Origin of the sequence: Urinicoccus timonensis (assembly GCF_900232945.1) — a bacterium.
Classification (GTDB): Bacteria; Bacillota; Clostridia; order Tissierellales; family Peptoniphilaceae; genus Urinicoccus; species Urinicoccus timonensis.
Genome location: NZ_OCTU01000001.1, coordinates 210,759 through 224,080 on the forward strand (window position 1 = coordinate 210,759; position 13,322 = coordinate 224,080).

A 13,322-nucleotide genomic window follows, 5' to 3' on the forward strand; every position below is an offset into this window, starting at 1 on the left:
TCATGTTACCAGTTCATGTTCAAATGGAAAAAATCAATATAGCCGGGCGGCCAGTAATCCACCTATATGCAGACTCATCCCCTCATGGGAGCATGGTCTACTACCATGGCTGGGGGTCCAGTGCAGAATCCTCTATCTTTAGAGGGGGAATTTTTGCTAGCTATGGTTTTGACACCTACTTGCCAGATGCCCCCTACCATGGACAAAGGCAGAGTCCGGACCTGGATATTGGAGAGGACATCCCCTGGAGAACCCTGATGGACCTGGTCCAAAGAAACAATGATGAATTTCAAGACATCCAAGACTATCTAAAGACAGGCAAAATCTATCTTTCTGGCCACTCCATGGGGGCCCTTACTGTGGGTATGATTTTAAAAAATTATCCCGTCCAAGGAGGCCTGGCCATTAATGGAGCCTTTGACTTTGTAGCCTTGGGCCAACATTATGGTCTCAAGCCCCAGGACCTAGAGGGGATTGACCTACCCATGGAGGACCTGGCATCCTACCAAGGCAAGGTCCTTTATATGGCCAATGGAGGTCAGGACCAGAGCATTCCGGCCCAAATCCAGGAATCTTTTTACCAAGCCCTGGTTGGGTCCGGAGTTAGAAGCTGCCATTTTAGCCTATTTGAAGATGTAGGCCATGTGGTGACTACCAATATGTTAGACGAGGGTCTAACCTATCTTTTAAGAGGAGACAAGTAAAGGAGGGCAAAATGATTCCTATGCGGAGAAAAGATAAGAGTCAAAGTCAAGAATGGTGCCAAGAACGATTAAAAAAAGCCCCTTACGGGGTTTTATCCATCCTGGATAGCCAGGCTAGGCCCTATGGGATCCCTCTCAATTACTACTACCAAGAAGGTAAAATCTACTTCCATGGAGCCCAAGAAGGAGAAAAGGTCCGGGCCATAGGTGCCGGGACCCAGGCATCCTTTAGCCTGGTCTACAGGCAAGAAGTGGTTCCGGACAAGTTTTCATCCAACTATGAATCGGTAATTTGCTTTGGCCAAGTCAAAATCTTGGAAGATCCTCGGGAAAAGAGACAAGCCCTAGAGGGTCTGATTAAAAAATACTCCAAAGACTATGAAAAAGAAGGCCTGGACTATATTGACCGAGCCTTGGCCCATACCCAGGTTTTTGTCATGACCCTTGAAGAGACCAGTGGAAAGAAAAATCAAGAGGAAACTTCTTGAAAATATCCCAGGCCCCGATAGAGGGAAGCCTTGGATAAATACTTATTTAGGGAATAGATCCGCCTTTGGCCCCAGTTTGAGCAAATAACCTGGTATTGGCCATCTTCCCAGCTGAGTCCTGTAATGGTAAGCCAGTGGTTGTGGAAGGCAGGACTCTTGTGGTTAAAGGTTAAAAGTAAGAGGGGATGGCCCTTTTCCAGGGCCTCTTGAATAAAGGAAACGACAAAATCCAGCTGAAGGGGCTTTTTAAAGGTCACCAGCTGGTATTTTTTTGGACTGACCCGGTTGAGGATAGCCAGGAGGCTTGAAAAACGGACAATTCCCCAGGGTCTGGGGAGGTAGGGCTTGGACAGTTGGTCCAAGTAAAAACCAGCTTCAGCAATGGAATGGACCTGGAGAATTTTTTCATAAATTAAAATATTTAAGAGGGCTGCGAGACCACAAGACCGGCGGATAAAGTAATCAGACTTCTTCATCCAGCCCTGGTAAACACCATAGTGGCCTTCTATGCGAAAGAAATTAAGTTCTAGATGGTTTTTCATGGAAAGCTCCTTTGAGTTGGTGGATTGGAAAAAATATGTTACAATAGGAAAACAATAAATTCAACTAGGGAAAAAGGGAGGAAAACATGTCTTGGGAATGGACCATACTTTATGGCTTACAAGGAATCCATCAAGCTTGGCTTGACAAGCTGATGGTCTTCATTACACATTTTGCTACAGGAGGGGCCTTTTGGATCTGCCTAGGCCTTCTTTTTTTATTTTGGAAAAAAAGTCGGAAGATGGGTCTTTGTATCCTCCTGGCCATGGCCATGACCTACCTTTTTGGCAACCTAATCTTAAAAAACCTATTCCAAAGGATGCGGCCCTACTGGATAGACCCCTCGGTCCAAATCTTGGTGGGCCCACTAAGGGACTATTCTTTTCCCAGTGGCCATACCATGGTGAGTTTTGCTTCGGCCCAGGCTATTTTTTTAAACAAGCCCTCTTGGGGCCTAGGGGCCTTTGTCTTGGCAGGGATTATTGCCTTTTCAAGACTCTACCTCTTTGTCCACTTTCCCACAGATATCCTGGGAGGAATCTTGGTGGGTCTGGCCTGTGGCTATATGGCCAAACAATTGCTAGATAAGGTAAGCCAGAAGAAAAAGGACCAGGGATTTTTTTCTTCATTATAACATAGAGTGAAAAATAGGGGATATATATGATTACAAGAAAGACCATTGGCAGTTTTTTAAGGACGCCAAAGATTGACGACCCACTAGAGGAAAAAATAAAAATATGTGAGGACCTGATTCGAAAAAATATCCAGCTTAGGACTGTGCGAAAAAAGATGGACCGGGTGGATTTTTTTGGTCCATCAAAAACCCTGATGGACTTACAAGAAGACTCTCAATACTTAATCTTTATCGGGGCCACCCTGGGCAAGGAGGCCGACGTCCTCTTGCAAAGGACCAACCTGGAGGACACCTCCTTGGCCTTTGTTCTGGATGGTGCCCTATCAGCCTATCTTGAAGATTCTTTGGACAGGATCCAAAGGGAGGACCAGGAAAAGACAAACCTCTATATTACAGATCGATTTAGCCCAGGTTATGGGGATATCCCCCATGATATGCAGAGAAACTTTGCCGACCTTTTAGAAATCTATAAGAGGTTGGGGGTGGGGCTGACCAAGGAAAATATTATAATACCCAGAAAAACAGTTTTAGCCGTCTATGGGGCCAGCCCAATTAAGCCCAGCTATCGCAACGGCTGTAGCTTCTGCTCACGTCAAACTTGTAGAGAAAAAGGAAAGGCAAGGTGTAGTGTTTTTGACAAATAAAATCATCCTTTTAGATGGGGCCATGGGGACACAAATCCAAAAAAGGGGCATCCATCAAAGACCGGAAAGTATCAATATCAGCCATGGAGAAGTCATTGAAGAAATCCAAAGGGCCTATGTCCAAGCAGGATCAGACATTATCTACTCCAATACCTTTGGGGCCCATGGGAGGAATTATCCTGACCCAGAAGAATTGAGAAAGACCATCCATACAGGCTTACAAATAGCCAAAAGGGCGGCAGGGACCAAGGCCAAGGTGGCCTTTGATATGGGCCCCTTGGGTGAACTTTTAGAACCCATGGGGACCATGTCCTTTCAAAGGGCCTATGAGCTCTTTGAACAAAATATCCAAATAGCCCTGGAAGAGGGATTTGACCTGGTGGTGATTGAAACCATGAGTTCTTTATTGGAACTAAGGGCTGCTATTTTGGCTGTCAAGGCCCACTATGACGGCCCCCTCTTAACCACCATGACCTTTGAAAAAGATGGCCGGACCTTTTCCGGAGTCTCTCCCCAAGCCTTTGCCATTATGGCAGACAAGTTGGGCGTGGACGCCCTGGGAGTCAACTGCTCTCTAGGCCCCTTTGAAATTCAAGCCATCTTAAAATCCATAAACCAAGTGACCAACAAGCCCTTGATTGTCAAGGCTAATGCAGGTCTTCCAGATGAAGAGGGAAACTACCACATGGAAGATGACCTCTTTATTGAAGGGATCCAAGGTATGTTGGACCTGGGGGTCCAATATATTGGGGGCTGTTGTGGGACCACGGAAAAAACCATCCAAGGCCTAGCCAAGCACTTTAAGGGCAAGGAAGCCTTACTGCAAAACAAGGAAATCAAGCAATACCTGGCTTCCTCTAGCCGGGTGGTGGACCTGGACCAAACCCGCTATGTAGGAGAAGTCATCAACCCCACAGGTAAGACCAGGTTAAAGGAAAGCCTGGAAAAGAAAAACATGGAAGAAGTTTTAAGGTTGGGGGTTTTACAGGACCAAAAGGGAGCCGACCTCTTAGATGTCAATGTCAGCCTACCTGGAACGGATGAAGTCTACCTCCTAAGAAAGGCGGCCCTCCACCTCCAAGCCCTGGTAGACCTCCCCTTACAATTGGACTCCTCCAATGTAGAAGCTCTGGAAGCCGCTTTGATGGTGACTCCAGGCCGGCCTGTGATTAACTCCGTCAATGGGACCCAAGAATCCTTGGATGCTGTCCTTCCCCTGGCCAAAAAATATGGGGCCATGGTGGTGGGGCTAGCCCTGGATGAAGATGGGATCCCCAAGACTTCGGACAAACGCCTGGCAATTGCAGAAAAAATTGTCAAGACAGCAGAATCCTATGGCCTGGAAAAGAGAGATGTCTTAATTGACCCCTTGGTCTTAACCATTGCATCCAACAAGGATTCAGCCAAGCTGGCCCTGGAAACCATTGAAAAACTGACAAAAAAAGGCTACCTTACCACCATGGGAACCTCCAACATCAGCTTCGGCTTACCCAAGAGGTCCCTAGTTACTGCAAGTTTCTTGCAAGCTGCCCTGGCTAAGGGTTGTAGCATGCCCATTGTGAACCCTCTGGACCCAAGAATCCAAGAGGTCATCCACACCCACCGACTTTTAATGGGCCAAGATGAAAAGGCCATGGGCTACATTGCCTTTATGGAAGACAAGAAAGAAACGTCAGCTGGTTTGGAAGAGGAAGAAGGGGACTTTTCACCCTACCAGGCCATGAGACGGTCCCAGAAGACAGAGCTTTTAAACTATGTCAAGGGAGCCATCCAAGAAAAAGACCCCATGGAAATTATTTCAGAAGAGTTAATTCCAGCTCTGGACGCCATTGGCCAGGACTATGAAAAAAAGGAAATCTACCTTCCCCAATTAATTGGAGCTGCATCGGCAGCCCAAGAGGCCTTTTTATTTCTAAGAGACCAATTAAGAGTCAAGGGGGACGGTAAGGGGGAAAAGATCCTCTTGGCTACGGTAAAAGGAGACATCCACGATATTGGAAAAAATATAGCCAAGGTTCTTTTGGAAAACTATGGCTATGATGTCTATGACCTGGGCCGAGATGTGTCCAAGGAGGAAATTTTACAGACTGTGGAAGAAGAGGACATCCACCTGGTAGGACTTTCTGCCCTTATGACCACTACGGTTTCCTCCATGGAAGAAACCATCCAACTTTTAAAAGAAAAAAGACCCGATCTCAAGATCATGGTGGGTGGAGCTGTTTTAACCCAGGCCTATGCCTATGAAATTGGAGCCAACTACTATTGTAAAGATGCCAAGGAAGATATAGAAATCGCAAAAAATGTATTTAAGGACTAGGAGAAGACGATTGACAGAATTCACAGGAAGCAAAAGTAAACCCTTGATTTTTGACGGGGCCATGGGGACCTATTTACAGAAGATTTCCCCATCTGACCTTACTATTGAAGAATATAATATAGAAAAACCGGCCATTATTGAAGAAATCCACCGGCAATATATTGAAGCTGGGGCCCAGGCCATCAAGACCAATACTTTCGGGGCCAACCCCATCCAATACGATAGGGATCTTTGTCGGACCTACCTGGAAGCCGGAGCAAAAATTGCCCTGAAATTTCAGGACCAGGCAGAGGTCTATGGGTCCATAGGTCCCATGGAAACCCCAGATCTCCAGGACTATCTTTTTGTAGCGGAAGTCCTTTACCAGGCGGGAATTCGAAAATTTCTCTGGGAGACCTTTCCTGAAGCAGACAAGCTCTTGGAAGTCATAGATCGCTTTTGCAAGGGCCACGCCGATACCCTGCATATAACAAGCTTTGCCGTCTTCCCCTCTGGAGAAACCAGGCTGGGTGTTTTGGCCCAAGAGGTCCTGGAAGCAGCAGATAAAAACCCCCATGTTCAAGCCATGGGCCTAAACTGTATTTCCGGCCCCTACCACCTGGTTCAACTGGTAAAAAGCCTTCCGACCTTCCAAACTCCCCTGGGTTTAATGCCCAATTCAGGCTACCCCACCATGGTGGATGGCCGTCTCCAATACAAGGAAAATCCCAGCTATTTTTCCCAGGCCCTGGCCCAGGGTCTTAACTATGGCCTGAGCTACTTAGGAGGATGTTGTGGAACAGACCCCTCTTATATTCTGGAGCTAAGCCAGCACTTAAAGGAAGTTCCTGACCAGCTAGAGAACCTGGAAAAAGAAGAAAAAATTTTAGAAAAGACAGAAAGTAATCTCAAGAAGAAGTTAAAATCTGGTAAGCAAGTTATGGTTGTGGAATATGACCCACCCCAAGAGGCTACCCGGGACTATTTTAAAAAGCTTTCCCTCCTAAGGAATATGGAAGTAGATGCGGTGACCCTGGCAGATTGCCCCATTGGTCGTCCTAGGATGGATGCTTCTTTGACTTCATTGATTTTAAAAAAGGACTACGGCCTAGACTCTGTCGTTCATATGACCTGTCGAGATCGAAACATCAATGCCATTAAGGCCCTTTTGCTGGGACTTTCCCTAGAGGGGATTCAAGATATCCTCCTAATTACGGGAGATCCAGTCCCATCGGTGGACCGGGAAGATGTCAAGGCAGTTTTCCAATTTAACTCAGCCCGCCTGGCTGCCTTTGTGAAAACTCTCAACCGGGACCTGGAAAACCCCTTTACCATCAGCGGAGCCTTAAACATCAATGCCCAAAATTTCGACAGTGAGCTGGACAAGGCCAAAAGAAAAATAGAATCCGGTGTTGAATTGTTTTTTACCCAACCCATAATGGGTAAGAATGCCATAGTACAATTGAGACGTGCCCAAAAAGAACTAGATGTTCCAATTCTAGCAGGGATTATGCCCTTGGTAAGCTACAGAAATGCCCAATACCTCCATAACCAGGTTTCTGGAATGCAGGTAGACCAAGAAGTCTTGGACAGCTTCCATGAAGGTTTAAGCTGGGAAGAAGGGGAGGCCCTGGGCATCCAATGGGCTTTGGAGTTTATGAATGAAATCGGGGATGAAGTAGCTGGTTTTTACCTCATTACCCCCTTTCAAAGGCTCCATGTCATAGAAAGGTTGTTGAAAGACTATGGACAAGGAAAAGAAAAATAATATATTTAAAACAGCCCTTTTAATCGAAGGGGGTGGGATGCGGTGTGCTTTTTCTGCCGGCATCCTCAACTGTCTTTTGGAAGAAGGCATCTTTATCAACTATGTTATTGGTGTCTCAGCAGGATCCAGCTGCCTGGTGAACTACCTAGCCAGACGGCCCGACATTATGAAAAAGTGCTTTACTGACTTTGCAACAGACCCCAATGCCATGAGCTGGAGGAGCTTTTTTAAGGGGGGAGGCTACATGCAAAGTGACTACATTTATGGTCAGGCCTGCCAACCAGGAGGCCCTCTCCACATTGACTTTGACGACTTTTTTTCCAATCCTGCTAGCTACAGGATTGTTGCCTATGAAGAAAATCAAGGCTCCATGTTTTGGACAGAAAAAGATAGCCAGGACCCGGAAGACCTTATGATGAAGGTTCGGGCCTCTTCCAGCCTACCTCTTTTTATGCCCCCTACCCACTACCAGGGCAAGACCTATTATGATGGGGGAATCAATAATGGTCTGCCCATTGATATTGCCTTTGAAGATGGGTTTGACCGGATTTTAGTCATTCGGACCAAAACCAGGGACTATGTTCGACCACCCCTAAACTCCCTTAGGCAAAGCATCTTGAGACGGAACTTCAAGGACAATGAAAAGATACAAGAAGACCTTTTTAACCGTTATAAGAACTACAATAAAACAGTCCAAGTCATTGAATTGATGGAAAAAGAAAATAAGGCCCTAATGATTTGTCCGGAAGTTATGGAGATTAGTAACCATGACCGGGACCTGGAAGCCCTCAATAAGACCTATGCCCATGGTTTGGGAATTGGCCAAAGAGAAATGGGCCGGATTAAGGCCTGGTTAGAAGAAGGAGAAAAAGATGAAAAATGACCTATTGGAATTTATAGACCAAAGCCCTACTCCCTACCAAGGAGTGGAAGAAATTGAAAAAAGGCTTAAAGCTCAAGGCTACCTTGCCTGCCCCTTGGACCAAGACTTCCAATGTAAAGAGGAAGGGAAATTTTACGCAAAAAGCCCAGGAGCTATTTTTGCCTTTGAATTAGGGAAAAAGAAACCCTGGGAAACAGGTTTTGCCATTATTGGGCCCCACCTGGATTCTCCCTGTCTTCGGGTCAAGCCCAATCCCCATATTAAAAAGAAAAACTACATCCAAATCAATACAGAAGTTTATGGAGGTCCCCTCCTCTACACTTGGTTTGACAAGCCCTTGACCCTGGCCGGCAAGGTCTACTACCAAGAAGAGGGTCAAGTAAGGGAAAAGCTAGTCCATAGCAAGAAGGCCCTAACCATTATTCCTTCTTTAGCCATCCACATGAACCGGGGAGCCAATGAAAAATTTGCTCCCAACCCCCAAGTGGACCTCTTACCAATTTTTGTAGACTTAGAAGACAAGCTCCAAGACCCCCTCTTTGGATTCTTAGAAGAAGAGTTGGGGATTAAATCTCAAGATCTCTTGGACTTTGACCTCTTTGTCCTTCCCCTGGAAAAATCCTCCAGCATTGGCCTAAGGGAAGAATTAATTTCTGCCCCCAGGTTGGACAACCTGGCCAGTGCCCATGCTTCTTTACAAGGACTCTTCCAATCCAAGCCTGGGGATAAGAGTAAGTTTTTGGCCTTTTTAAACCACGAAGAAATAGGCTCCCTTACAGAAGAGGGAGCCAGTGGAAACTTAAGCTATGAAATTTTAGAGAGGATTGTCTATGCCCTAGGAGGGACCAAGGAAGAATTCTACCAAGCCCTCCACAAGAGCTTCCTCCTAAGTGCCGACTTGGCCCATGCCGTCCATCCATCCCATCTAGAATGTGCCGACCCCTCCAACCAACCCTTGATGGGCAAGGGGCCAGTTATTAAGCTGGCGGCCAACCGGTCCTATGTCTCAACAGGCTACACATCCGCTGTCATTGAGTCTCTATGCAGGAAGCATGACATTCCCTATCAGAAATTTGTCAATGCATCCGACCGCAAGGGTGGATCTACCCTAGGACCCTTGATGCAACACAGCTTGACTATTCCAGGTGTAGACGTGGGAACCCCCATCCTGGCCATGCATAGTAACCGGGAACTAGGTGCCTGGGTGGACCAAATCAACTATGAAAAGCTCTTTAAGGTCTTTTTGGAAGACTAAGCCAATCATTTAAAAGCTCATGGTAGAGTTTAACCATGTGGTTTTCGCTAACCTCTTGGTCTAGCTTGTCAAGAGGAATCCAAGCAACCCCCTTGTTTTCATCCAGTTTGGGATGAAGACTTGGGGGATTTTTTATCTTATAGCCATAGGTAAAATTTAAGTGGTCATGGGCTTGGACCAAGGCCCCCTTACGGTAATGGTCTTTTACAGAAAGAAGTCGAACATCTAATAAAAGTCCCGGCTCAGGAAGTTCCAGACCTGTTTCTTCAAAGACCTCCCGTCGGGCGCAGGCCTCCAAGTCCCGGTCCCCATCAGCATGGCCTCCGGGCCAGGACCAAGATTGAAAAATCAAGTGGTTGACCATTAATAGGGCCTCCTTTTCTGGACAAAAAACCAGGGCCGAAGCCGTTAAATGGGGAGAGACCTCCCGCTGGTAAAGGGCCAGATCTTCCTGGTGGTCTAAATAGTATTGGTAGGCCTTAGATTCTTTCATTTTCTTGCCTCCATTCTTGGACAAAGGCCTTAAAGGCAGAGGGAAGGGCGATGGTTTGGTCTAAGTCCTCTTGGGAGAAGTATTGAAGGCCATCATCCTCCCGGGCAAAGGGCAGGTCCCGGACTTGGACAAGATAGGATTCCATCCGCCACTCTATATGAGAAAAAAGGTGTTTGCTAGAAGGCCCCTTCTTAATAGAAGAAAAGGGCAGGTCTTTTTCCAATAAAAAAGCCTTGGCATCTTCCAAATCCAAATAGGAATCCACTCCTGGTAGTTCCCATTGCCCCCGTAAAAGACCCTGGTTTGGTCGCTTTTTCAGAGCCAGGTTTCCATTTTTAACCAGGATAAAAATGGTTCGTTCTACAAGCTTTCTCTCTTTTTTAGGAGCCTTGACAGGATACTTGGCCACAGACCCCTCCTGGTAGGCCAGGCAGTAGGCCTTCAAGGGACAGGAAGGGCAGAGGGCCCGGTCCTTGGGCAGACAAATCTTAGAGCCGATATCCATTAGACCTTGGTTAAAGGCCGAAGGGTCCGGTCCCATAATCTCCTGACCAAAAGAAGTTAGGTCCTTCTTAGTTTGGGCCCTGCCAATATCCCCATCATAGGCCAAAAGTCTGGAAAAAATCCGAGACAAGTTTCCATCCAAGGCCACATAGGCCTGGCCATAAACAATAGAAGCAATGGCAGCTGCCGTATAGAGGCCAACCCCCGGCAAAGACAAGAGCTCTTGGTAGCTTTGAGGAACTTCCTTCCTAATATAGACAATTTCTTGGGCAGCCTTTTTTAAGTTTCTAGCCCGGTTGTAATAGCCCAGGCCCTCCCAAAGTTTTAACAAGACCTCTTCATGGACATCTGCTAAGTCTTGGATAGTCGGTAGGGCCTCCATAAAGTTTTGATGGTAGGAAACCACTACCTCCATCCGGGTTTGTTGGGCCATAATCTCACTAATCCAAACAGGATAAAAGGAAGGATCCTTCCTCCAAGGAAGGTCTCGACCAAACTCTCTATAATAGGCATGGATTGCTTGGCCTATCTTTTTTTTATTTTCTTGACTAAAAATTTCTTTTTCCATAAGGCTAGTATAGCATAAGAAGCCAGGTTCAAAAAAATGAATAAAAAATAAAAAAATCCTTGACTCGACCTCCAAGCCCTGCTATACTATAGAAGTTGTCGCTTAAAAGCGGCGAAATAAAACTGATAGAAGAATTTGTAAAAAGTTTTTAAAAAAATCTTTAAAAACTCTTGACAAAAGATTCTAGGCTTGATATTATAGATAAGCTATCTCGTAAAGAGATCAGTTTAAACAGAACCAAAAAAACTAAACAGTGTAAGAGAATGAACACACAAGCAAAAGCAAAAAGCGGAACTTCAGTGAAGAATCCGGAGTCAGTCTAAAGACGATAAAATGGANCTTGTACGCTTTAGCATGAAAAAACCACCAGCTATGCTGGTGGTAGGAAAATAAGCTTTAGCTTCAAGTAAAAAAGCCTCCCATGATATACTAAATAAGTTACTGGCAGTAGCATATTTAGAAAAGGGAGGCATCCACATGGATAAAAATAGTTTATCACATACATCTTGGAATTGTAAGTATCATATAGTATTTGCTCCGAAATATAGGAGACAAATTATCTATGGAAACCTAAAGCAAGATATAGGAAAGATATTACGAGATTTATGCGAAAGAAAAGAGATCAACATTATTGAAGCAGAGTGTTGCCCCAATCATATCCATATGTTGTTGGAGATTCCACCAAAATATAGCATATCCCAAATCATGGGGTATTTAAAAGGAAAAAGTAGCTTGATTATTTTTGATCGTCATGCAAACCTAAAGTATAAGTACGGAAATAGACATTTTTGGTGTCGAGGATACTATGTAGATATAGCTGGAAAAAATGCAAAAAAAATACAAGATTATATCAAAAACCAGCTGAAAGAAGATTACATGGCAGATCAAATCAGTATGAAAGAATTTATAGACCCGTTTACGGGTGAGCCGGTGAACAAAAGCAAGAAATAAAGTGCTTTAGCACTAGCTGTGAAAATTGGTGCACGAGTAAGAAAATTCAAAGCATGGAATGCTGCCGGTAACAGCCCCTTATAGGGGCAGAACAAACCACCGGCTAAGCCGGTGGTTATGATTTTGAATAAATAAGGGCTAGCTATTGAAAACTCTTGAAGGCTATGTAACAATATTGTTAATGAAAGAAGGGATGGAATGAAAGCTTTAATCGTTGGCATGGGAAAATTAGGCTATCAATTGGCCAAGGCAATGATTGATGAAAATATAGATGTAACGGTCATCGATAAAAATGAAAAGGTAGTGGATGATGTTACAAATTTATTAGATGTCATAAGTGTAAATGCCAATGCATTAGACTTCAAAGTCTTAAGGGAGATTAATATTGGCTCTTATGAGTTGATTTTTGCTGTGACAAAAAATGATGAGGCCAATGTTATCCTATGTACCATGGCTAAAAAAATGGGTTGTCGCTATGCTGTTGCCCGGGTTCGGGACCCTGAATACTATAAACACCTCCACTTTATTGCAGATGAGTTAAACATAGACTTGATTATTAATCCGGATGCTGTAACAGCTCAATCCATTGAAAAATACCTATTAAAAAAATACCTTTTGGTCAGTGATGAATTTGTTGGAGGCAAGGTTCGTCTGGTAGAATTCAACATTGGCAATGATGAGGCCTTTGTAGGAAAAAAACTTATGGATTTAAAGGGATTCGACAACCTTTTAGTGACAGCCATTACTAGGGAGGGAGAAAGCATTATTCCAAATGGTCAAACGACCTTGGAAAACAATGATGTCATCCTGGTAGGAGGAGAAGCCCACGAAATTGAAGAGTTTGATAAAAACCACTCCGGAGTTATCAAGACCCAAGTGGTTAACAAGGTTATGATCATTGGTGGAGGAAAATTGGGTTACTACCTAGGTCTCCTTTTAGAAAAGAGCCAGGTAAATACCACAATTATTGAAATGAATGAGCAAAGATGTCTTTTCTTAAAAGAAAACTTGCCAAATGCCACCATTATCCACGGAGATGGAACCAGCATCAATCTTCTTGAAGAAGAAATGATCTCTACCTTTGATGCCGTAGTCACAGCAACGGGTTTTGATGAAACCAACCTCCTATTAGGTTTGTTAATGAAACAATTAGGAATCTATAAGTCTGTGGCAAAAATTTCTAGAAATAACTACAATCGAATTTTGGAAAAAATGTCCATTGATGCTGTCTTTAATACTAATTTTATGACAGCCAATAAGATTTTAAGAGTTCTAAGAGGTAAAAATTCCCTGTCTGTCAACTTAATGTTGGATGGTCGGGCAGAATTTTCAGAAGTGATCTTAAAGCCAGAGTTGACCATTTACCACAAACCTATTAAGGACTTAAACCTACCAGAAGGTCTTTTAATTGTGGCCTTGGTTAGGGAAAACCAGGTTTTTATTCCCAATGGAGATACCTATTTAAAACCCTACGACCATGTAGTTTTATTCTGCATTCACGACAAGTTAGGAGAAATGAAGACCATCTTCCAAGTGGGCAACACTCGAAAAACTATCCTTAACCAATTGTTATGGCGGAAAAAATAGGAGGTTT

The 13,322-nt window shown here is 44.5% G+C and carries 13 protein-coding genes; 10 read left to right on the top strand and 3 right to left on the bottom strand.

Annotation, left to right across the window (positions count from 1 at the left end; all coding sequences use genetic code 11):
* Positions 1–2: 2 nt before the first annotated feature.
* Together CS898_RS00935 and CS898_RS00940 are read left to right on the top strand one after the other, a co-directional pair.
* Complete coding sequence (locus tag CS898_RS00935) at positions 3–704, top strand: alpha/beta fold hydrolase (RefSeq protein WP_009431072.1); 702 nt, start codon at positions 3–5, stop codon at positions 702–704.
* 11 nt (positions 705–715) lie between these two features.
* On the top strand, positions 716–1,192 hold the full coding sequence (locus CS898_RS00940; protein WP_009430559.1) for a pyridoxamine 5'-phosphate oxidase family protein: 477 nt from the start codon (positions 716–718) through the stop codon (positions 1,190–1,192).
* Here the strand turns inward: CS898_RS00940 and CS898_RS00945 are convergent.
* The gene (locus CS898_RS00945; RefSeq protein ID WP_009431065.1) at positions 1,174–1,734 is read right to left on the bottom strand and encodes a hypothetical protein; all 561 of its coding nucleotides are present in this window, start codon (positions 1,732–1,734) and stop codon (positions 1,174–1,176) included. The two genes, CS898_RS00940 and CS898_RS00945, sit on opposite strands and share 19 nt — an antisense overlap.
* 86 nt (positions 1,735–1,820) lie before the next feature.
* Between CS898_RS00945 and CS898_RS00950 the strand changes: the two genes are divergently transcribed.
* Genes CS898_RS00950 through CS898_RS00975 form a run of 6 tightly spaced genes read left to right on the top strand, consistent with a single transcriptional unit; the run spans position 1,821 to position 9,212 of the window.
* Positions 1,821–2,366, top strand: coding sequence for a phosphatase PAP2 family protein (locus CS898_RS00950; protein ID WP_099207785.1), 546 nt, complete (start codon positions 1,821–1,823; stop codon positions 2,364–2,366).
* 26 nt (positions 2,367–2,392) lie between these two features.
* Positions 2,393–3,010 carry a vitamin B12 dependent-methionine synthase activation domain-containing protein gene (locus CS898_RS00955; protein ID WP_099207786.1) on the top strand — a complete coding sequence of 206 codons (618 nt, stop codon included), beginning with the start codon at positions 2,393–2,395 and terminating at the stop codon, positions 3,008–3,010.
* A complete protein-coding gene (locus CS898_RS00960; RefSeq protein WP_159459094.1) occupies positions 3,000–5,327 on the top strand; it encodes a homocysteine S-methyltransferase family protein in 2,328 nt (775 codons plus the stop codon). Before CS898_RS00955 ends, CS898_RS00960 begins: the two co-directional genes overlap by 11 nt.
* A gap of 10 nt (positions 5,328–5,337) precedes the next feature.
* Positions 5,338–7,074, top strand: a complete 1,737-nt coding sequence (locus tag CS898_RS00965) for a bifunctional homocysteine S-methyltransferase/methylenetetrahydrofolate reductase (RefSeq protein ID WP_159459095.1) — start codon at positions 5,338–5,340, stop codon at positions 7,072–7,074.
* A complete protein-coding gene (locus tag CS898_RS00970) occupies positions 7,052–7,957 on the top strand; it encodes a patatin-like phospholipase family protein (protein WP_099207789.1) in 906 nt (301 codons plus the stop codon). The genes CS898_RS00965 and CS898_RS00970 overlap by 23 nt, the downstream gene beginning before the upstream one ends.
* Positions 7,947–9,212, top strand: coding sequence for a M18 family aminopeptidase (locus tag CS898_RS00975; RefSeq protein ID WP_099207790.1), 1,266 nt, complete (start codon positions 7,947–7,949; stop codon positions 9,210–9,212). The genes CS898_RS00970 and CS898_RS00975 overlap by 11 nt, the downstream gene beginning before the upstream one ends.
* Here the strand turns inward: CS898_RS00975 and CS898_RS00980 are convergent.
* Together CS898_RS00980 and CS898_RS00985 are read right to left on the bottom strand one after the other, a co-directional pair.
* Positions 9,190–9,705, bottom strand: a complete 516-nt coding sequence (locus CS898_RS00980; RefSeq protein ID WP_009430344.1) for an NUDIX hydrolase — start codon at positions 9,703–9,705, stop codon at positions 9,190–9,192. The two genes, CS898_RS00975 and CS898_RS00980, sit on opposite strands and share 23 nt — an antisense overlap.
* A complete protein-coding gene (locus CS898_RS00985; protein WP_143614543.1) occupies positions 9,692–10,777 on the bottom strand; it encodes an A/G-specific adenine glycosylase in 1,086 nt (361 codons plus the stop codon). The genes CS898_RS00980 and CS898_RS00985 overlap by 14 nt, the downstream gene beginning before the upstream one ends.
* Positions 10,778–11,254: 477 nt before the next feature.
* Here CS898_RS00985 and tnpA point away from each other — a divergent pair, with 477 nt between their 5' ends.
* Positions 11,255–11,728, top strand: coding sequence for an IS200/IS605 family transposase (tnpA, locus tag CS898_RS00990; protein ID WP_099207792.1), 474 nt, complete (start codon positions 11,255–11,257; stop codon positions 11,726–11,728).
* A gap of 198 nt (positions 11,729–11,926) precedes the next feature.
* Positions 11,927–13,315 carry a Trk system potassium transporter TrkA gene (gene trkA, locus CS898_RS00995; RefSeq protein WP_099207793.1) on the top strand — a complete coding sequence of 463 codons (1,389 nt, stop codon included), beginning with the start codon at positions 11,927–11,929 and terminating at the stop codon, positions 13,313–13,315.
* Positions 13,316–13,322: the final 7 nt, after the last annotated feature.